General features: G+C 52.6%; 1 protein-coding gene (cut by a window edge). It reads left to right on the forward strand.

Annotated features, from left to right (window positions below):
- A protein-coding gene (locus NE363_RS03960) for an Ig-like domain-containing protein (protein ID WP_445535862.1) crosses the window boundary here: on the forward strand, window positions 1-25,746 show its 5' portion. It continues 2,373 nt past the right edge of the window; the window shows 25,746 of its 28,119 coding nt (coding positions 1-25,746); its start codon is at window positions 1-3; its stop codon lies beyond the right edge, outside the window.

Raw genomic sequence — 25,746 nt, forward strand, 5'->3', positions numbered from 1 at the left:
ATGCCTGAAATACAAATTATTGCCAAGGAAAGTCATAATACCTTGTCAACAATAAAAGGGACTTCTGCCAAACTCTCAGAAGCTTCGGTGGTATTGGTAAAAGTAGCTGCTAGTGATGTATTAGTAGTGAATAGGGAGGGTACCAATGCAGTAATTCGTCTTAAAAATGGCGAAACTATTGTTATTGAAGACTTCTTTAGTGGCACAACTGAACCTGCTGACAATAGTCTTGTTTTCCAAGACCAGAGTGGACAGTTGATTTGGGCAAAATTTAAAGATGCTGAAAATGATGCGGATGCAGACAGCGATGCAGATGCGGATGCTGACAGCGATGTGGAACCGCAGGCCCTGTTAGGTGAGGATTTACCAGCAGCATTACCAGCAGAAGCTCCTCAAGCGTTAGTATCTGATGTTATTTATCAGCCTATTTCTTCAATTGAGCCGTTACTTTATCACGATGCTGGTTTGAATCCATGGTTGTTGGCAGCCATACCTTTGGTTGCTGGTGGTATTATTGCTGCTGCGTCCAATAGTAGCAATGATTCTTCAAATCCTGCGGATACTACTCCTCCAAACACAAATGGTGTTACTTTTTCAGTTGATCCTATTACTTCAGACAATGTCATTAATGCTTCAGAAGCATCAGGCAATGTTACGGTTACAGGTGTATTGAAAAATGTTCCATCAGATGCGGCCAATACGGTCGTAACTGTTGTAATTAATGGGGTTACGTATACAGCAACTGTCGATAAAGTAGCGGGGACATGGAGTGTAAGTGTACCGGGTAGTGGTCTGGTTGCAGATGCAGATAAAACGATAGATGCCAAAGTAACGTTTACAGATGCGGCAGGTAACAGCAGCAGTGTTAACGATACACAAACTTATACAGTAGATACGACAGCACCAAATGCGCCGGTACTTGATCCGATCAATGCAACAGATCCAGTGACAGGGACAGCAGAGCCAGGTTCTACGGTTAAGGTGACCTTCCCAGATGGCACGACAGCAACTGTTGTTGCAGGTCCAGATGGTACCTGGTCAGTGCCGAACCCGGGTGATCTTAAAGATGGTGATAAAGTTACAGCAGTGGCGACAGACCCTGCTGGTAACCCATCGTTACCAGGTACAGGTATTGTAGATGCGGTTGCTCCAAGTACAGATGGAGTTAATTTCACAATAGATTCGGTAACCGCTGACAATGTCATTAATGCTTCAGAAGCATCAGGCAATGTTACGGTTACAGGTGTATTGAAAAATGTTCCATCAGATGCGGCGAATACGGTCGTAACTGTTGTAATTAATGGGGTTACGTATACAGCAACTGTCGATAAAGTAGCGGGAACATGGAGTGTAAGTGTACCGGGTAGTGGTCTGGTTGCAGATGCAGATAAAACGATAGATGCCAAAGTAACGTTTACAGATGCGGCAGGTAACAGCAGCAGTGTTAACGATACACAAACTTATACAGTAGATACGACAGCACCGAATGCACCGGTATTGAATCCGATCAATGCAACAGATCCAGTGACAGGGACAGCAGAAGCCGGTTCTACGGTTAAGGTGACCTTCCCGGATGGCACGACAGCAACTGTGGTTGCAGGCCCGGATGGGAAATGGACAGTACCAAATCCAGGTGACTTGACAGATGGTCAAACAGTGACTGCAACTGCGACAGACCCGGCAGGCAATACCTCATTGCCAGGTACGGGCGTGGTTTCAGCAGACATCACTGCACCAGTAGTGGCTTTGGATGATGTGCTCACCAATGACAACACACCAGTGTTAACGGGTACGGTGAACGACCCGACAGCGACGGTGGTGGTGACTGTCGATGGTGTGAACTATACAGCGACCAACAATGGTAATGGCACCTGGACACTGGCAGACAATACGCTTCCAGCATTAACAGACGGTCCGCATACCGTGACTGTGACTGCCACTGATCCAGCAGGCAATGTGGGTACAGATACAGCGGTATTGACGATTGATACCACTGCACCGAATGCACCGGTATTGAATCCGATCAATGCAACAGATCCAGTGACAGGGACAGCAGAAGCCGGTTCTACGGTTAAGGTGACCTTCCCGGATGGCACGACAGCAACTGTGGTTGCAGGCCCGGATGGGAAATGGACAGTACCAAATCCAGGTGACTTGACAGATGGTCAAACAGTGACTGCAACTGCGACAGACCCGGCAGGCAATACCTCATTGCCAGGTACGGGCGTGGTTTCAGCAGACATCACTGCACCAGTGGTGGCTTTGGATGATGTGCTCACCAATGACAACACACCAGTGTTAACGGGTACGGTGAACGACCCGACAGCGACGGTGGTGGTGACTGTCGATGGTGTGAACTATACAGCGACCAACAATGGTAATGGCACCTGGACACTGGCAGACAATACGCTTCCAGCATTAACAGACGGTCCGCATACCGTGACTGTGACTGCCACTGATCCAGCAGGCAATGTGGGTACAGATACAGCGGTATTGACGATTGATACCACTGCACCGAATGCACCGGTATTGAATCCGATCAATGCAACAGATCCAGTGACAGGGACAGCAGAAGCGGGTTCTACGGTTAAGGTGACCTTCCCGGATGGCACGACAGCAACTGTGGTTGCAGGCCCGGATGGGAAATGGACAGTACCAAATCCAGGTGATTTGACAGATGGTCAAACAGTGACTGCAACTGCGACAGACCCGGCAGGCAATACCTCATTGCCAGGTACGGGCGTGGTTTCAGCAGACATCACAGCACCAGTGGTGGCTTTGGATGATGTGCTCACCAATGACAACACCCCAGTGTTAACGGGTACGGTGAACGACCCGACAGCGACGGTGGTGGTGACTGTCGATGGTGTGAACTATACAGCGACCAACAATGGTAACGGCACCTGGACACTGGCAGACAATACGCTTCCAGCATTGACTGATGGTCCGCATACCGTGACTGTGACTGCCACTGATCCAGCAGGCAATGTGGGTACAGATACAGCGGTATTGACGATTGATACCACTGCACCGAATGCACCGGTATTGAATCCGATCAATGCAACAGATCCAGTGACAGGGACAGCAGAAGCGGGTTCTACGGTTAAGGTGACCTTCCCGGATGGCACGACAGCAACTGTGGTTGCAGGCCCGGATGGGAAATGGACAGTACCAAATCCAGGTGATTTGGCAGATGGTCAAACAGTGACTGCAACTGCGACAGACCCGGCAGGCAATACCTCATTGCCAGGTACGGGCGTGGTTTCAGCAGACATCACTGCACCAGTGGTGGCCTTGGATGATGTGCTCACCAATGACAACACACCAGTGTTAACGGGTACGGTGAACGACCCGACAGCGACGGTGGTGGTGACTGTCGATGGTGTGAACTATACAGCGACCAACAATGGTAATGGCACCTGGACACTGGCAGACAATACGCTTCCAGCATTAACAGACGGTCCGCATACCGTGACTGTGACTGCCACTGATCCAGCAGGCAATGTGGGTACAGATACAGCGGTATTGACGATTGATACGACTGCACCGAATGCACCGGTATTGAATCCGATCAATGCAACAGATCCAGTGACAGGGACAGCAGAAGCGGGTTCTACGGTTAAGGTGACCTTCCCGGATGGCACGACAGCAACTGTGGTTGCAGGCCCGGATGGGAAATGGACAGTACCAAATCCAGGTGATTTGGCAGATGGTCAAACAGTGACTGCAACTGCGACAGACCCGGCAGGCAATACCTCATTGCCAGGTACGGGCGTGGTTTCAGCAGACATCACTGCACCAGTAGTGGCTTTGGATGATGTGCTCACCAATGACAACACACCAGTGTTAACGGGTACGGTGAACGACCCGACAGCGACGGTGGTGGTGACTGTCGATGGTGTGAACTATACAGCGACCAACAATGGTAATGGCACCTGGACACTGGCAGACAATACGCTTCCAGCATTAACAGACGGTCCGCATACCGTGACTGTGACTGCCACTGATCCAGCAGGCAATGTGGGTACAGATACAGCGGTATTGACGATTGATACCACTGCACCGAATGCACCGGTATTGAATCCGATCAATCCAACAGATCCAGTGACAGGGACAGCAGAAGCGGGTTCTACGGTTAAGGTGACCTTCCCGGATGGCACGACAGCAACTGTGGTTGCAGGCCCGGATGGGAAATGGACAGTACCAAATCCAGGTGACTTGACAGATGGTCAAACAGTGACTGCAACTGCGACAGACCCGGCAGGCAATACCTCATTGCCAGGTACGGGCGTGGTTTCAGCAGACATCACTGCACCAGTAGTGGCTTTGGATGATGTGCTCACCAATGACAACACACCAGTGTTAACGGGTACGGTGAACGACCCGACAGCGACGGTGGTGGTGACTGTCGATGGTGTGAACTATACAGCGACCAACAATGGTAATGGCACCTGGACACTGGCAGACAATACGCTTCCAGCATTAACAGACGGTCCGCATACCGTGACTGTGACTGCCACTGATCCAGCAGGCAATGTGGGTACAGATACAGCGGTATTGACGATTGATACCACTGCACCGAATGCACCGGTATTGAATCCGATCAATGCAACAGATCCAGTGACAGGGACAGCAGAAGCCGGTTCTACGGTTAAGGTGACCTTCCCGGATGGCACGACAGCAACTGTGGTTGCAGGCCCGGATGGGAAATGGACAGTACCAAATCCAGGTGACTTGACAGATGGTCAAACAGTGACTGCAACTGCGACAGACCCGGCAGGCAATACCTCATTGCCAGGTACGGGCGTGGTTTCAGCAGACATCACTGCACCAGTAGTGGCTTTGGATGATGTGCTCACCAATGACAACACACCAGTGTTAACGGGTACGGTGAACGACCCGACAGCGACGGTGGTGGTGACTGTCGATGGTGTGAACTATACAGCGACCAACAATGGTAATGGCACCTGGACACTGGCAGACAATACGCTTCCAGCATTAACAGACGGTCCGCATACCGTGACTGTGACTGCCACTGATCCAGCAGGCAATGTGGGTACAGATACAGCGGTATTGACGATTGATACCACTGCACCGAATGCACCGGTATTGAATCCGATCAATGCAACAGATCCAGTGACAGGGACAGCAGAAGCCGGTTCTACGGTTAAGGTGACCTTCCCGGATGGCACGACAGCAACTGTGGTTGCAGGCCCGGATGGGAAATGGACAGTACCAAATCCAGGTGACTTGACAGATGGTCAAACAGTGACTGCAACTGCGACAGACCCGGCAGGCAATACCTCATTGCCAGGTACGGGCGTGGTTTCAGCAGACATCACTGCACCAGTGGTGGCTTTGGATGATGTGCTCACCAATGACAACACACCAGTGTTAACGGGTACGGTGAACGACCCGACAGCGACGGTGGTGGTGACTGTCGATGGTGTGAACTATACAGCGACCAACAATGGTAATGGCACCTGGACACTGGCAGACAATACGCTTCCAGCATTAACAGACGGTCCGCATACCGTGACTGTGACTGCCACTGATCCAGCAGGCAATGTGGGTACAGATACAGCGGTATTGACGATTGATACCACTGCACCGAATGCACCGGTATTGAATCCGATCAATGCAACAGATCCAGTGACAGGGACAGCAGAAGCCGGTTCTACGGTTAAGGTGACCTTCCCGGATGGCACGACAGCAACTGTGGTTGCAGGCCCGGATGGGAAATGGACAGTACCAAATCCAGGTGACTTGACAGATGGTCAAACAGTGACTGCAACTGCGACAGACCCGGCAGGCAATACCTCATTGCCAGGTACGGGCGTGGTTTCAGCAGACATCACTGCACCAGTAGTGGCTTTGGATGATGTGCTCACCAATGACAACACACCAGTGTTAACGGGTACGGTGAACGACCCGACAGCGACGGTGGTGGTGACTGTCGATGGTGTGAACTATACAGCGACCAACAATGGTAATGGCACCTGGACACTGGCAGACAATACGCTTCCAGCATTAACAGACGGTCCGCATACCGTGACTGTGACTGCCACTGATCCAGCAGGCAATGTGGGTACAGATACAGCGGTATTGACGATTGATACCACTGCACCGAATGCACCGGTATTGAATCCGATCAATGCAACAGATCCAGTGACAGGGACAGCAGAAGCCGGTTCTACGGTTAAGGTGACCTTCCCGGATGGCACGACAGCAACTGTGGTTGCAGGCCCGGATGGGAAATGGACAGTACCAAATCCAGGTGACTTGACAGATGGTCAAACAGTGACTGCAACTGCGACAGACCCGGCAGGCAATACCTCATTGCCAGGTACGGGCGTGGTTTCAGCAGACATCACTGCACCAGTGGTGGCTTTGGATGATGTGCTCACCAATGACAACACCCCAGTGTTAACGGGTACGGTGAACGACCCGACAGCGACGGTGGTGGTGACTGTCGATGGTGTGAACTATACAGCGACCAACAATGGTAATGGCACCTGGACACTGGCAGACAATACGCTTCCAGCATTAACAGACGGTCCGCATACCGTGACTGTGACTGCCACTGATCCAGCAGGCAATGTGGGTACAGATACAGCGGTATTGACGATTGATACCACTGCACCGAATGCACCGGTATTGAATCCGATCAATCCAACAGATCCAGTGACAGGGACAGCAGAAGCGGGTTCTACGGTTAAGGTGACCTTCCCGGATGGCACGACAGCAACTGTGGTTGCAGGCCCGGATGGGAAATGGACAGTACCAAATCCAGGTGACTTGACAGATGGTCAAACAGTGACTGCAACTGCGACAGACCCGGCAGGCAATACCTCATTGCCAGGTACGGGCGTGGTTTCAGCAGACATCACTGCACCAGTAGTGGCTTTGGATGATGTGCTCACCAATGACAACACACCAGTGTTAACGGGTACGGTGAACGACCCGACAGCGACGGTGGTGGTGACTGTCGATGGTGTGAACTATACAGCGACCAACAATGGTAATGGCACCTGGACACTGGCAGACAATACGCTTCCAGCATTAACAGACGGTCCGCATACCGTGACTGTGACTGCCACTGATCCAGCAGGCAATGTGGGTACAGATACAGCGGTATTGACGATTGATACCACTGCACCGAATGCACCGGTATTGAATCCGATCAATGCAACAGATCCAGTGACAGGGACAGCAGAAGCCGGTTCTACGGTTAAGGTGACCTTCCCGGATGGCACGACAGCAACTGTGGTTGCAGGCCCGGATGGGAAATGGACAGTACCAAATCCAGGTGACTTGACAGATGGTCAAACAGTGACTGCAACTGCGACAGACCCGGCAGGCAATACCTCATTGCCAGGTACGGGCGTGGTTTCAGCAGACATCACTGCACCAGTAGTGGCTTTGGATGATGTGCTCACCAATGACAACACACCAGTGTTAACGGGTACGGTGAACGACCCGACAGCGACGGTGGTGGTGACTGTCGATGGTGTGAACTATACAGCGACCAACAATGGTAATGGCACCTGGACACTGGCAGACAATACGCTTCCAGCATTAACAGACGGTCCGCATACCGTGACTGTGACTGCCACTGATCCAGCAGGCAATGTGGGTACAGATACAGCGGTATTGACGATTGATACCACTGCACCGAATGCACCGGTATTGAATCCGATCAATGCAACAGATCCAGTGACAGGGACAGCAGAAGCCGGTTCTACGGTTAAGGTGACCTTCCCGGATGGCACGACAGCAACTGTGGTTGCAGGCCCGGATGGGAAATGGACAGTACCAAATCCAGGTGACTTGACAGATGGTCAAACAGTGACTGCAACTGCGACAGACCCGGCAGGCAATACCTCATTGCCAGGTACGGGCGTGGTTTCAGCAGACATCACTGCACCAGTGGTGGCTTTGGATGATGTGCTCACCAATGACAACACCCCAGTGTTAACGGGTACGGTGAACGACCCGACAGCGACGGTGGTGGTGACTGTCGATGGTGTGAACTATACAGCGACCAACAATGGTAATGGCACCTGGACACTGGCAGACAATACGCTTCCAGCATTAACAGACGGTCCGCATACCGTGACTGTGACTGCCACTGATCCAGCAGGCAATGTGGGTACAGATACAGCGGTATTGACGATTGATACCACTGCACCGAATGCACCGGTATTGAATCCGATCAATCCAACAGATCCAGTGACAGGGACAGCAGAAGCGGGTTCTACGGTTAAGGTGACCTTCCCGGATGGCACGACAGCAACTGTGGTTGCAGGCCCGGATGGGAAATGGACAGTACCAAATCCAGGTGACTTGACAGATGGTCAAACAGTGACTGCAACTGCGACAGACCCGGCAGGCAATACCTCATTGCCAGGTACGGGCGTGGTTTCAGCAGACATCACTGCACCAGTAGTGGCTTTGGATGATGTGCTCACCAATGACAACACACCAGTGTTAACGGGTACGGTGAACGACCCGACAGCGACGGTGGTGGTGACTGTCGATGGTGTGAACTATACAGCGACCAACAATGGTAATGGCACCTGGACACTGGCAGACAATACGCTTCCAGCATTAACAGACGGTCCGCATACCGTGACTGTGACTGCCACTGATCCAGCAGGCAATGTGGGTACAGATACAGCGGTATTGACGATTGATACCACTGCACCGAATGCACCGGTATTGAATCCGATCAATGCAACAGATCCAGTGACAGGGACAGCAGAAGCCGGTTCTACGGTTAAGGTGACCTTCCCGGATGGCACGACAGCAACTGTGGTTGCAGGCCCGGATGGGAAATGGACAGTACCAAATCCAGGTGACTTGACAGATGGTCAAACAGTGACTGCAACTGCGACAGACCCGGCAGGCAATACCTCATTGCCAGGTACGGGCGTGGTTTCAGCAGACATCACTGCACCAGTAGTGGCTTTGGATGATGTGCTCACCAATGACAACACACCAGTGTTAACGGGTACGGTGAACGACCCGACAGCGACGGTGGTGGTGACTGTCGATGGTGTGAACTATACAGCGACCAACAATGGTAATGGCACCTGGACACTGGCAGACAATACGCTTCCAGCATTAACAGACGGTCCGCATACCGTGACTGTGACTGCCACTGATCCAGCAGGCAATGTGGGTACAGATACAGCGGTATTGACGATTGATACCACTGCACCGAATGCACCGGTATTGAATCCGATCAATGCAACAGATCCAGTGACAGGGACAGCAGAAGCCGGTTCTACGGTTAAGGTGACCTTCCCGGATGGCACGACAGCAACTGTGGTTGCAGGCCCGGATGGGAAATGGACAGTACCAAATCCAGGTGACTTGACAGATGGTCAAACAGTGACTGCAACTGCGACAGACCCGGCAGGCAATACCTCATTGCCAGGTACGGGCGTGGTTTCAGCAGACATCACTGCACCAGTGGTGGCTTTGGATGATGTGCTCACCAATGACAACACCCCAGTGTTAACGGGTACGGTGAACGACCCGACAGCGACGGTGGTGGTGACTGTCGATGGTGTGAACTATACAGCGACCAACAATGGTAATGGCACCTGGACACTGGCAGACAATACGCTTCCAGCATTAACAGACGGTCCGCATACCGTGACTGTGACTGCCACTGATCCAGCAGGCAATGTGGGTACAGATACAGCGGTATTGACGATTGATACCACTGCACCGAATGCACCGGTATTGAATCCGATCAATCCAACAGATCCAGTGACAGGGACAGCAGAAGCGGGTTCTACGGTTAAGGTGACCTTCCCGGATGGCACGACTGCAACAGTTGTTGCAGGTCCAGATGGTAGCTGGTCAGTGCCGAACCCAGGTGATTTGACAGATGGTCAAACAGTGACTGCAACTGCGACAGACCCGGCAGGCAATACCTCATTGCCAGGTACGGGCGTGGTTTCAGCAGACATCACTGCACCAGTGGTGGCTTTGGATGATGTGCTCACCAATGACAACACACCAGTGTTAACGGGTACGGTGAACGACCCGACAGCGACGGTGGTGGTGACTGTCGATGGTGTGAACTATACAGCGACCAACAATGGTAATGGCACCTGGACACTGGCAGACAATACGCTTCCAGCATTGACTGATGGTCCGCATACCGTGACTGTGACTGCCACTGATCCAGCAGGCAATGTGGGTACAGATACAGCGGTATTGACGATTGATACGACTGCACCGAATGCACCGGTATTGAATCCGATCAATGCAACAGATCCAGTGACAGGGACAGCAGAAGCGGGTTCTACGGTTAAGGTGACCTTCCCGGATGGCACGACAGCAACTGTTGTTGCAGGCCCGGATGGGAAATGGACAGTACCAAATCCAGGTGATTTGACAGATGGTCAAACAGTGACTGCAACTGCGACAGACCCGGCAGGCAATACCTCATTGCCAGGTACAGGTGTGGTTTCAGCAGACATCACTGCACCAGTGGTGGCTTTGGATGATGTACTCACCAATGACAACACACCAGTGTTAACGGGTACGGTGAACGACCCGACAGCGACGGTGGTGGTGACTGTTGATGGTGTGAACTATCCAGCGACCAACAATGGTAATGGCACCTGGACACTGGCAGACAATACGCTTCCAGCATTAACAGATGGTCCGCATACCGTGACTGTGACTGCGACTGATCCAGCAGGCAATGTGGGTACAGATACAGCGGTACTGACGATTGATACGACTGCACCATTAATTACATTGAATGATGTGTTAACCAACGACACAACTCCTGCGTTGACAGGCACGATCGATGATCCTGCTGCGACGGTGGTGGTGACTGTTGATGGTGTGAACTACAACGCGACCAACAATGGTAACGGTACCTGGACACTGGCAGACAATACACTTCCAGCATTGACTGATGGTACGCATACGGTAAGTGTGACTGCCACAGATGTAGCAGGGAACATTTCGACTCCGGCAACAGGTACATTGACTGTTGACTCAACAGCACCGACCCTTGCGATCGGTACGGATGACCTTGCACTTGCGGCAGGTGAAACAGCGAACATCAGCTTCACGTTCAGTGAGCCAGTGATAGGCTTTGATGCAACTGACATTACTGTGGTCGGCGGTACATTGACTGGCTTGAGTACGACAGATGGTGTGACCTGGACAGCAGTCTTTACACCGGATGGAACCGGCACTGCGCCAAGCATTAGCGTTGCGAATGGTAGCTATACCGATGCGGTAGGCAACCCAGGTATAGGCGATGTGTTGGATGGTACAGATGGCTTTATCGTTGATCTGGTTGCACCGGTAGTTGGCTTCACTAATACAGCTACGAATGACACGGCTCCTGCGTTGACAGGCACGATCGATGATCCTGCTGCGACGGTGGTGGTGACTGTCGATGGTGTGAACTACAACGCGACCAACAATGGTAACGGTACCTGGACACTGGCAGACAATACACTTCCTGCATTGACTGATGGTACACATACGGTAAGTGTGACTGCTACAGATGTAGCAGGGAATATTTCGACTCCGGCAACAGGTACATTGACTGTTGACTCAACAGCACCGACCCTTGCGATCGGTACGGATGACCTTGCACTTGCAGCAGGTGAAACAGCGAACATCAGCTTCACCTTCAGTGAGCCGGTGATAGGCTTTGATGCGACCGACATTACTGTGGTCGGCGGTACATTGACTGGCTTGAGTACGACAGATGGTGTGACCTGGACAGCAGTCTTTACACCGGATGGAACCGGCACTGCGCCAAGCATTAGCGTTGCGAATGGTAGCTATACCGATGCGGTAGGCAACCCAGGTATAGGCGATGTGTTGGATGGTACAGATGGCTTTATCGTTGATCTGGTTGCACCGGTAGTTGGCTTCACTAATACAGCTACGAATGACACGACTCCTGCGTTGACAGGCACGATCGATGATCCTGCTGCGACGGTGGTGGTGACTGTCGATGGTGTGAACTACAACGCGACCAACAATGGTAACGGTACCTGGACACTGGCAGACAATACACTTCCTGCATTGACTGATGGTACGCATACGGTAAGTGTGACTGCTACAGATGTAGCAGGGAATATTTCGACTCCGGCAACAGGTACATTGACTGTTGACTCAACAGCACCGACCCTTGCGATCGGTACGGATGACCTTGCACTTGCAGCAGGTGAAACAGCGAACATCAGCTTCACCTTCAGTGAGCCGGTGATAGGCTTTGATGCAACCGACATTACTGTGGTCGGCGGTACGTTGACTGGTTTGAGTACGACAGATGGTGTGACCTGGACAGCAGTCTTTACACCAGATGGAACCGGCACTGCGCCAAGCATTAGCGTTGCGAATGGTAGCTATACCGATGCGGTAGGCAACCCAGGTATAGGCGATGTGTTGGATGGTACAGATGGCTTTATCGTTGATCTGGTTGCACCGGTAGTTGGCTTCACTAACACCGCTACGAATGACACGACTCCTGCGTTGACAGGCACGATCGATGATCCTGCTGCGACGGTGGTGGTGACTGTCGATGGTGTGAACTACAACGCGACCAACAATGGTAACGGTACCTGGACACTGGCAGACAATACACTTCCAGCATTGACTGATGGTACGCATACGGTAAGTGTGACTGCTACAGATGTAGCAGGGAACATTTCGACTCCGGCAACAGGTACATTGACTGTTGACTCAACAGCACCGACTCTTGCAATCAGTGCGACTGACCTGAACCTTGCTGCGGGCGAAAGCACCACAGTGACCTTCACCTTCAGTGAAGCGGTGACTGGCTTTGATGCAACCGACATTACTGTGGTCGGCGGTACGTTGACTGGTTTGAGTACGACAGATGGTGTGACCTGGACAGCAGTCTTTACACCAGATGGAACCGGCACTGCGCCAAGCATTAGCGTTGCGAATGGTAGCTATACCGATGCGGTAGGCAACCCAGGTATAGGCGATGTGCTGGATGGTACAGATGGCTTTATCGTTGATCTGGTTGCACCGGTAGTTGGCTTCACTAACACCGCTACGAATGACACGACTCCTGCGTTGACAGGCACGATCGATGATCCTGCTGCGACGGTGGTGGTGACTGTCGATGGTGTGAACTACAACGCGACCAACAATGGTAACGGTACCTGGACACTGGCAGACAATACACTTCCAGCATTGACTGATGGTACGCATACGGTAAGTGTGACTGCTACAGATGTAGCAGGGAACATTTCGACCCCGGCAACAGGTACATTGACTGTTGACTCAACAGCACCAACACTTGCGATCGGTACGGATGACCTTGCACTTGCAGCAGGTGAAACAGCGAACATCAGCTTCACCTTCAGTGAGCCGGTGATAGGCTTTGATGCGACCGACATTACTGTGGTCGGCGGTACGTTGACTGGTTTGAGTACAACAGACGGTGTGACCTGGACAGCAGTCTTTACACCGGATGGAACCGGCACTGCGCCAAGCATTAGCGTTGCGAATGGTAGCTATACCGATGCGGTAGGCAACCCAGGTATAGGCGATGTGCTGGATGGTACAGATGGCTTTATCGTTGATCTGGTTGCACCGGTAGTTGGCTTCACTAATACAGCTACGAATGACACGACTCCTGCGTTGACAGGCACGATCGATGATCCTGCTGCGACGGTGGTGGTGACTGTCGATGGTGTGAACTACAACGCGACCAACAATGGTAACGGTACCTGGACACTGGCAGACAATACACTTCCAGCATTGACTGATGGTACGCATACGGTAAGTGTGACTGCCACAGATGTAGCAGGGAACATTTCGACTCCGGCAACAGGCACATTGACTGTTGATTCAACAGCACCGACCCTTGCGATCGGTACGGATGACCTTGCACTTGCAGCAGGTGAAACAGCGAACATCAGCTTCACCTTCAGTGAGCCGGTGATAGGCTTTGATGCAACCGACATTACTGTGGTCGGCGGTACGTTGACTGGTTTGAGTACGACAGATGGTGTGACCTGGACAGCAGTCTTTACACCAGATGGAACCGGCACTGCGCCAAGCATTAGCGTTGCGAATGGTAGCTATACCGATGCGGTAGGCAACCCAGGTATAGGCGATGTGCTGGATGGTACAGATGGCTTTATCGTTGATCTGGTTGCACCGGTAGTTGGCTTCACTAACACCGCTACGAATGACACGACTCCTGCGTTGACAGGCACGATCGATGATCCTGCTGCGACGGTGGTGGTGACTGTCGATGGTGTGAACTACAACGCGACCAACAATGGTAACGGTACCTGGACACTGGCAGACAATACACTTCCAGCATTGACTGATGGTACGCATACGGTAAGTGTGACTGCTACAGATGTAGCAGGGAACATTTCGACCCCGGCAACAGGTACATTGACTGTTGACTCAACAGCACCAACACTTGCGATCGGTACGGATGACCTTGCACTTGCAGCAGGTGAAACAGCGAACATCAGCTTCACCTTCAGTGAGCCGGTGATAGGCTTTGATGCGACCGACATTACTGTGGTCGGCGGTACGTTGACTGGTTTGAGTACAACAGACGGTGTGACCTGGACAGCAGTCTTTACACCGGATGGAACCGGCACTGCGCCAAGCATTAGCGTTGCGAATGGTAGCTATACCGATGCGGTAGGCAACCCAGGTATAGGCGATGTGCTGGATGGTACAGATGGCTTTATCGTTGATCTGGTTGCACCGGTAGTTGGCTTCACTAATACAGCTACGAATGACACGACTCCTGCGTTGACAGGCACGATCGATGATCCTGCTGCGACGGTGGTGGTGACTGTCGATGGTGTGAACTACAACGCGACCAACAATGGTAACGGTACCTGGACACTGGCAGACAATACACTTCCTGCATTGACTGATGGTACGCATACGGTAAGTGTGACTGCCACAGATGTAGCAGGGAACATTTCGACTCCGGCAACAGGCACATTGACTGTTGATTCAACAGCACCGACCCTTGCGATCGGTACGGATGACCTTGCACTTGCAGCAGGTGAAACAGCGAACATCAGCTTCACCTTCAGTGAGCCGGTGATAGGCTTTGATGCGACCGACATTACTGTGGTCGGCGGTACGTTGACTGGTTTGAGTACAACAGACGGTGTGACCTGGACAGCAGTCTTTACACCGGATGGAACCGGCACTGCGCCAAGCATTAGCGTTGCGAATGGTAGCTATACCGATGCGGTAGGCAACCCAGGTATAGGCGATGTGCTGGATGGTACAGATGGCTTTATCGTTGATCTGGTTGCACCGGTAGTTGGCTTCACTAATACAGCTACGAATGACACGACTCCTGCGTTGACAGGCACGATCGATGATCCTGCTGCGACGGTGGTGGTGACTGTCGATGGTGTGAACTACAACGCGACCAACAATGGTAACGGTACCTGGACACTGGCAGACAATACACTTCCAGCATTGACTGATGGTACGCATACGGTAAGTGTGACTGCTACAGATGTAGCAGGAAACATTTCGACTCCGGCAACAGGTACATTGACTGTTGATTCAACAGCACCGACCCTTGCGATCGGTACGGATGACCTTGCACTTGCGGCAGGTGAAACAGCGAACATCAGCTTCACGTTCAGTGAGCCGGTGATAGGCTTTGATGCAACCGACATTACTGTGGTCGGCGGTACGTTGACTGGTTTGAGTACAACAGATGGTGTGACCTGGACAGCAGTCTTTACACCGGATGGAACCGGCACTGCGCCAAGCATTAGCGTTGCGAATGGTAGCTATACCGATGCGGTAGGCAACCCAGGTATAGGCGATGTGTTGGATGGTACAGATGGCTTTATCGTTGATCTGGTTGCACCGGTAGTTGGCTTCACTAATACAGCTACGAATGACACGACTCCTGCGTTGACAGGCACGATCGATGATCCTGCTGCGACGGTGGTAGTGACTGTCGATGGTGTGAACTACAACGCGATCAACAATGGTAACGGTACCTGGACACTGGCAGACAATACACTTCCAGCATTGACTGATGGTACGCATACGGTAAGTGTGACTGCTACAGATGTAGCAGGAAACATTTCGACTCCGGCAACAGGTACATTGACTGTTGATTCAACAGCACCGACCCTTGCGATCGGTACGGATGACCTTGCACTTGCAGCAGGTGAAACAGCGAACATCAGCTTCACCTTCAGTGAGCCGGTGATAGGCTTTGATGCGACCGACATTACTGTGGTCGGCGGTACGTTGACTGGTTTGAGTACAACAGACGGTGTGACCTGGACAGCAGTCTTTACACCGGATGGAACCGGCACTGCGCCAAGCATTAGCGTTGCGAATGGTAGCTATACCGATGCGGTAGGCAACCCAGGTATAGGCGATGTGCTGGATGGTACAGATGGCTTTATCGTTGATCTGGTTGCACCGGTAGTTGGCTTCACTAATACAGCTACGAATGACACGACTCCTGCGTTGACAGGCACGATCGATGATCCTGCTGCGACGGTGGTGGTGACTGTCGATGGTGTGAACTACAACGCGACCAACAATGGTAACGGTACCTGGACACTGGCAGACAATACACTTCCTGCATTGACTGATGGTACGCATACGGTAAGTGTGACTGCCACAGATGTAGCAGGGAACATTTCGACTCCGGCAACAGGCACATTGACTGTTGATTCAACAGCACCGACCCTTGCGATCGGTACGGATGACCTTGCACTTGCAGCAGGTGAAACAGCGAACATCAGCTTCACCTTCAGTGAGCCGGTGATAGGCTTTGATGCGACCGACATTACTGTGGTCGGCGGTACGTTGACTGGTTTGAGTACAACAGACGGTGTGACCTGGACAGCAGTCTTTACACCGGATGGAACCGGCACTGCGCCAAGCATTAGCGTTGCGAATGGTAGCTATACCGATGCGGTAGGCAACCCAGGTATAGGCGATGTGCTGGATGGTACAGATGGCTTTATCGTTGATCTGGTTGCACCGGTAGTTGGCTTCACTAACACCGCTACGAATGACACGACTCCTGCGTTGACAGGCACGATCGATGATCCTGCTGCGACGGTGGTGGTGACTGTCGATGGTGTGAACTACAACGCGACCAACAATGGTAACGGTACCTGGACACTGGCAGACAATACACTTCCAGCATTGACTGATGGTACGCATACGGTAAGTGTGACTGCTACAGATGTAGCAGGAAACATTTCGACTCCGGCAACAGGTACATTGACTGTTGATTCAACAGCACCGACCCTTGCGATCGGTACGGATGACCTTGCACTTGCGGCAGGTGAAACAGCGAACATCAGCTTCACGTTCAGTGAGCCGGTGATAGGCTTTGATGCAACCGACATTACTGTGGTCGGCGGTACGTTGACTGGTTTGAGTACAACAGATGGTGTGACCTGGACAGCAGTCTTTACACCGGATGGAACCGGCACTGCGCCAAGCATTAGCGTTGCGAATGGTAGCTATACCGATGCGGTAGGCAACCCAGGTATAGGCGATGTGTTGGATGGTACAGATGGCTTTATCGTTGATCTGGTTGCACCGGTAGTTGGCTTCACTAATACAGCTACGAATGACACGACTCCTGCGTTGACAGGCACGATCGATGATCCTGCTGCGACGGTGGTAGTGACTGTCGATGGTGTGAACTACAACGCGATCAACAATGGTAACGGTACCTGGACACTGGCAGACAATACACTTCCAGCATTGACTGATGGTACGCATACGGTAAGTGTGACTGCTACAGATGTAGCAGGAAACATTTCGACTCCGGCAACAGGTACATTGACTGTTGATTCAACAGCACCGACCCTTGCGATCGGTACGGATGACCTTGCACTTGCGGCAGGTGAAACAGCGAACATCAGCTTCACGTTCAGTGAGCCGGTGATAGGCTTTGATGCAACCGACATTACTGTGGTCGGCGGTACATTGACTGGTTTGAGTACAACAGATGGTGTGACCTGGACAGCAGTCTTTACACCGGATGGAACCGGCACTGCGCCAAGCATTAGCGTTGCGAATGGTAGCTATACCGATGCGGTAGGCAACCCAGGTATAGGCGATGTGCTGGATGGTACAGATGGCTTTATCGTTGATCTGGTTGCACCGGTAGTTGGCTTCACTAATACAGCTACGAATGACACGACTCCTGCGTTGACAGGCACGATCGATGATCCTGCTGCGACGGTGGTGGTGACTGTCGATGGTGTGAACTACAACGCGACCAACAATGGTAACGGTACCTGGACACTGGCAGACAATACACTTCCTGCATTGACTGATGGTACGCATACGGTAAGTGTGACTGCCACAGATGTAGCAGGGAACATTTCGACTCCGGCAACAGGCACATTGACTGTTGACTCAACAGCACCGACCCTTGCGATCGGTACGGATGACCTTGCACTTGCGGCAGGTGAAACAGCGAACATCAGCTTCACGTTCAGTGAGCCGGTGATAGGCTTTGATGCAACCGACATTACTGTGGTCGGCGGTACGTTGACTGGCTTGAGTACGACAGATGGTGTGACCTGGACAGCAGTCTTTACACCGGATGGAACCGGCACAGCGCCAAGCATTAGCGTTGCGAATGGTAGCTATACCGATGCGGTAGGCAACCCAGGTATAGGCGATGTGTTGGATGGTACAGATGGCTTTATCATTGATCTGGTTGCACCGGTAGTTGGCTTCACTAATACAGCTACGAATGACACGACTCCTGCGTTGACAGGCACGATCGATGATCCTGCTGCGACGGTGGTGGTGACTGTCGATGGTGTGAACTACAACGCGACCAACAATGGTAACGGTACCTGGACACTGGCAGACAATACACTTCCAGCATTGACTGATGGTACGCATACGGTAAGTGTGACTGCTACAGATGTAGCAGGGAACATTTCGACTCCGGCAACAGGTACATTGACTGTTGATTCAACAGCACCAACACTTGCGATCAGTGCCACTGACCTGAACCTTGCTGCGGGCGAAAGCACCACAGTAACCTTCACCTTCAGTGAAGCGGTGACCGGCTTTGATGCAACTGATGTGGCAGTGGCGGGCGGTACGTTGACTGGCTTGACGACCACAGACGGTGTGACTTGGACAGCAACCTTTACTCAAGACGGCAGTGCAACTGCACCAAGCTTGAGTGTGGTGAACGGTAGCTATACTGACCTTGCAGGTAACCCAGGTTCAGGTGCGAGTCTTGCAGGCTTAACTGCGGACATTACAGCACCGACTCTTGCGATCAGTGCGACTGACCTGAACCTTGCTGCGGGCGAAAGCACCACAGTGACCTTCACCTTCAGTGAAGCGGTGACCGGCTTTGATGCAACTGATGTGGCAGTGGCGGGCGGTACGTTGACTGGCTTGACGACCACAGACGGTGTGACCTGGACAGCAACCTTTACTCAAGACGGCAGTGCAACTGCACCAAGTTTGAGTGTGGTGAACGGTAGCTATACTGACCTTGCAGGTAACCCAGGTTCAGGTGCGAGTCTTGCAGGCTTAACTGCGGACATTACAGCACCGACTCTTGCGATCAGTGCGACTGACTTGAACCTTGCTGCGGGCGAAAGCACCACAGTAACCTTCACCTTCAGTGAAGCGGTGACCGGCTTTGATGCAACTGATGTGGCAGTGGCGGGCGGTACGTTGACTGGCTTGACGACCACAGACGGTGTGACTTGGACAGCAACCTTTACTCAAGACGGCAGTGCAACTGCACCAAGCTTGAGTGTGGTGAACGGTAGCTATACTGACCTTGCAGGTAACCCAGGTTCAGGTGCGAGTCTTGCAGGCTTAACTGCGGACATTACAGCACCGACTCTTGCGATCAGTGCGACTGACCTGAACCTTGCTGCGGGCGAAAGCACCACAGTGACCTTCACCTTCAGTGAAGCGGTGACCGGCTTTGATGCAACTGATGTGGCAGTGGCGGGCGGTACGTTGACTGGCTTGACGACCACAGACGGTGTGACCTGGACAGCAACCTTTACTCAAGACGGCAGTGCAACTGCACCAAGTTTGAGTGTGGTGAACGGTAGCTATACTGACCTTGCAGGTAACCCAGGTTCAGGTGCGAGTCTTGCAGGCTTAACTGCGGACATTACAGCACCGACTCTTGCGATCAGTGCGACTGACTTGAACCTTGCTGCGGGCGAAAGCACCACAGTAACCTTCACTTTCAGTGAAGCGGTGACCGGCTTTGATGCAACTGATGTGGCAGTGGCGGGCGGTACGTTGACTGGCTTGACGACCACAGACGGTGTGACCTGGACAGCAACCTTTACTCAAGACGGCAGTGCAACTGCACCAAGTTTGAGTGTGGTGAACGGTAGCTATACTGACCTTGCAGGTAACCCAGGTTCAGGTGCGAGTCTTGCAGGCTTAACTGCGGACATTACAGCACCGACCCTTGCAATCAGTGCGACTGACCTGAACCTAGCTGCGGGCGAAAGCACCACAGTAACCTTCACTTTCAGTGAAGCGGTGACCGGCTTTGATGCAACTGATGTGGCAGTGGCGGGCGGTACGTTGACTGGCTTGACGACCACAGACGGTGTGACTTGGACAGCAACCTTTACTCAAGATGGCAGTGCAACTGCACCAAGCTTGAGTGTTGCAAATAACACTTATACTGACCTTGCAGGTAACCCAGGTTCAGGTGCGAGTCTTGCAGGCTTAACTGCGGACATTACAGCACCGACCCTTGCGATCAGTGCGACTGACCTGAACCTTGCTGCGGGCGAAAGCACCACAGTGACCTTCACCTTCAGTGAAGCGGTGACTGGCTTTGATGCAACTGATGTGGCAGTGGCGGGTGGTACGTTGACTGGCTTGACGACCACAGACGGTGTGACCTGGACAGCAACCTTTACTCAAGACGGCAGTGCAACTGCACCAAGCTTGAGTGTGGTAAATGGTAGCTATACTGACCTTGCAGGTAACCCAGGTTCAGGTGCGAGTCTTGCAGGCTTAACTGCGGACATTACAGCACCGACTCTTGCAATCAGTGCGACTGACCTGAACCTTGCTGCGGGCGAAAGCACCACAGTGACCTTCACCTTCAGTGAAGCGGTGACCGGCTTTGATGCAACTGATGTGGCAGTGGCGGGCGGTACGTTGACTGGCTTGACGACCACAGACGGTGTGACTTGGACAGCAACCTTTACTCAAGACGGCAGTGCAACTGCACCAAGCTTGAGTGTGGTGAACGGTAGCTATACTGACCTTGCAGGTAACCCAGGTTCAGGTGCGAGTCTTGCAGGCTTAACTGCGGACATTACAGCACCGACCCTTGCAATCAGTGCGACTGACCTGAACCTAGCTGCGGGCGAAAGTACCACAGTGACCTTCACCTTCAGTGAAGCGGTGACTGGCTTTGATGCAACTGATGTGGCAGTGGCGGGCGGTACGTTGACTGGCTTGACGACCACAGACGGTGTGACTTGGACAGCAACCTTTACTCAAGACGGCAGTGCAACTGCACCAAGCTTGAGTGTTGCAAATAATACTTATACTGACCTTGCAGGTAACCCAGGTTCAGGTGCGAGTCTTGCAGGCTTAACTGCGGACATTACAGCACCGACTCTTGCAATCAGTGCGACTGACCTGAACCTTGCTGCGGGCGAAAGCACCACAGTGACCTTCACCTTCAGTGAAGCGGTGACCGGCTTTGATGCAACTGATGTGGCAGTGGCGGGCGGTACGTTGACTGGCTTGACGACCACAGACGGTGTGACTTGGACAGCAACCTTTACTCAAGACGGCAGTGCGACTGCACCAAGCTTGAGTGTGGTGAATGGTAGCTATACTGACCTTGCAGGTAACCCAGGTTCAGGTGCGAGTCTTGCAGGCTTAACTGCTGACATTACAGCACCGACTCTTGCAATCAGTGCGACTGACCTGAACCTTGCTGCGGGCGAAAGCACCACAGTAACCTTCACCTTCAGTGAAGCGGTGACTGGTTTTGATGCAACTGATGTGGCAGTGGCTGGCGGTACGTTGACTGGCTTGACGACCACAGACGGTGTGACTTGGACAGCAACCTTTACTCAAGACGGCAGTGCAACTGCACCAAGCTTGAGTGTTGCAAATAATACTTATACTGACCTTGCAGGTAACCCAGGTTCAGGTGCGAGTCTTGCAGGCTTAACTGCGGACATTACAGCACCGACTCTTGCGATCAGTGCGACTGACTTGAACCTTGCTGCGGGCGAAAGCACCACAGTGACCTTCACCTTCAGTGAACCAGTGACCGGCTTTGATGCAACTGATGTGGCAGTGGCTGGCGGTACGTTGACTGGCTTGACGACCACAGACGGTGTGACTTGGACAGCAACCTTTACTCAAGACGGCAGTGCAACTGCACCAAGCTTGAGTGTTGCAAATAATACTTATACTGACCTTGCAGGTAACCCAGGTTCAGGTGCGAGTCTTGCAGGCTTAACTGCGGACATTACAGCACCAACACTTGCGATCAGTGCCACTGACCTGAACCTTGCTGCGGGCGAAAGCACCACAGTGACCTTCACCTTCAGTGAAGCGGTGACCGGCTTTGATGCAACTGATGTGGCAGTGGCGGGCGGTACGTTGACTGGCTTGACGACCACAGACGGTGTGACCTGGACAGCAACCTTTACTCAAGACGGCAGTGCAACTGCACCAAGCTTGAGTGTTGCAAATAATACTTATACTGACCTTGCAGGTAACCCAGGTTCAGGTGCGAGTCTTGCAGGCTTAACTGCGGACATTACAGCACCGACTCTTGCGATCAGTGCGACTGACCTGAACCTTGCTGCGGGCGAAAGCACCACAGTAACCTTCACCTTCAGTGAACCAGTGACCGGCTTTGATGCAACTGATGTGGCAGTGGCTGGCGGTACGTTGACTGGCTTGACGACCACAGACGGTGTGACTTGGACAGCAACCTTTACTCAAGACGGCAGTGCGACTGCACCAAGCTTGAGTGTTGCAAATAACACTTATACTGACCTTGCAGGTAACCCAGGTTCAGGTGCGAGTCTTGCAGGCTTAACTGCGGACATTACAGCACCGACTCTTGCAATCAGTGCGACTGACCTGAACCTTGCTGCGGGCGAAAGCACCACAGTGACCTTCACCTTCAGTGAAGCGGTGACCGGCTTTGATGCAACTGATGTGGCAGTGGCGGGCGGTACGTTGACTGGCTTGACGACCACAGACGGTGTGACTTGGACAGCAACCTTTACTCAAGACGGCAGTGCAACTGCACCAAGCTTGAGTGTTGCAAATAATACTTATACTGACCTTGCAGGTAACCCAGGTTCAGGTGCGAGTCTTGCAGGCTTAACTGCGGACATTACAGCACCGACTCTTGCGATCAGTGCGACTGACTTGAACCTTGCTGCGGGCGAAAGCACCACAGTGACCTTCACCTTCAGTGAACCAGTGACCGGCTTTGATGCAACTGATGTGGCAGTGGCTGGCGGTACGTTGACTGGCTTGACGACCACAGACGGTGTGACCTGGACAGCAACCTTTACTCAAGACGGCAGTGCAACTGCACCAAGCTTGAGTGTTGCAAATAACACTTATACTGACCTTGCAGGTAACCCAGGTTCAGGTGCGAGTCTTGCAGGCTTAACTGCGGACATTACAGCACCGACCCTTGCGATCAGTGCGACTGACCTGAACCTTGCTGCGGGCGAAAGCACCACAGTAACCTTCACCTTCAGTGAAGCGGTGACCGGCTTTGATGCAACTGATGTGGCAGTGGCGGGCGGTACGTTGACTGGCTTGACGACCACAGACGGTGTGACCTGGACAGCAACCTTTACTCAAGACGGCAGTGCAACTGCACCAAGCTTGAGTGTGGTGAATGGTAGCTATACTGACCTTGCAGGTAACCCAGGTTCAGGTGCGAGTCTTGCAGGCTTAACTGCGGACATTACAGCACCGACTCTTGCAATCAGTGCGACTGACCTGAACCTTGCTGCGGGCGAAAGCACCACAGTGACCTTCACCTTCAGTGAAGCGGTGACCGGCTTTGATGCAACTGATGTGGCAGTGGCGGGCGGTACGTTGACTGGCTTGACGACCACAGACGGTGTGACTTGGACAGCAACCTTTACTCAAGACGGCAGTGCGACTGCACCAAGCTTGAGTGTTGCAAATAATACTTATACTGACCTTGCAGGTAACCCAGGTTCAGGTGCGAGTCTTGCAGGCTTAACTGCGGACATTACAGCACCAACACTTGCGATCAGTGCCACTGACCTGAACCTTGCTGCGGGCGAAAGCACCACAGTAACCTTCACCTTCAGTGAAGCGGTGACCGGCTTTGATGCAACTGATGTGGCAGTGGCGGGCGGTACGTTGACTGGCTTGACGACCACAGACGGTGTGACTTGGACAGCAACCTTTACTCAAGACGGCAGTGCAACTGCACCAAGCTTGAGTGTTGCAAATAACACTTATACTGACCTTGCAGGTAACCCAGGTTCAGGTGCGAGTCTTGCAGGCTTAACTGCGGACATTACACCACCGACTCTTGCGATCAGTGCGACTGACCTGAACCTTGCTGCGGGCGAAAGCACCACAGTAACCTTCACCTTCAGTGAAGCGGTGACCGGCTTTGATGCAACTGATGTGGCAGTGGCGGGCGGTACGTTGACTGGCTTGACGACCACAGACGGTGTGACTTGGACAGCAACCTTTACTCAAGACGGCAGTGCAACTGCACCAAGCTTGAGTGTTGCAAATAACACTTATACTGACCTTGCAGGTAACCCAGGTTCAGGTGCGAGTCTTGCAGGCTTAACTGCCGACATTACAGCACCGACTCTTGCAATCAGTGCGACTGACTTGAACCTTGCTGCGGGCGAAAGCACCACAGTAACCTTCACCTTCAGTGAAGCGGTGACTGGCTTTGATGCAACTGATGTGGCAGTGGCGGGCGGTACGTTGACTGGCTTGACGACCACAGACGGTGTGACTTGGACAGCAACCTTTACTCAAGACGGCAGTGCAACTGCACCAAGCTTGAGTGTGGTGAACGGTAGCTATACTGACCTTGCAGGTAACCCAGGTTCAGGTGCGAGTCTTGCAGGCTTAACTGCGGACATTACAGCACCGACTCTTGCGATCAGTGCGACTGACTTGAACCTTGCTGCGGGCGAAAGCACCACAGTGACCTTCACCTTCAGTGAAGCGGTGACTGGCTTTGATGCAACTGATGTGGCAGTGGCGGGCGGTACGTTGACTGGCTTGACGACCACAGACGGTGTGACTTGGACAGCAACCTTTACTCAAGACGGCAGTGCAACTGCACCAAGCTTGAGTGTGGTGAACGGTAGCTATACTGACCTTGCAGGTAACCCAGGTTCAGGTGCGAGTCTTGCAGGCTTAACTGCCGACATTACAGCACCGACCCTTGCAATCAGTGCGACTGACCTGAACCTAGCTGCGGGCGAAAGCACCACAGTAACCTTCACCTTCAGTGAAGCGGTGACTGGCTTTGATGCAACTGATGTGGCAGTGGCTGGCGGTACGTTGACTGGCTTGACGACCACAGACGGTGTGACTTGGACAGCAACCTTTACTCAAGACGGCAGTGCAACTGCACCAAGCTTGAGTGTGGTGAATGGTAGCTATACTGACCTTGCAGGTAACCCGGGTTCAGGTGCG

It is taken from the genome of Acinetobacter sp. G18 (assembly GCF_052660225.1).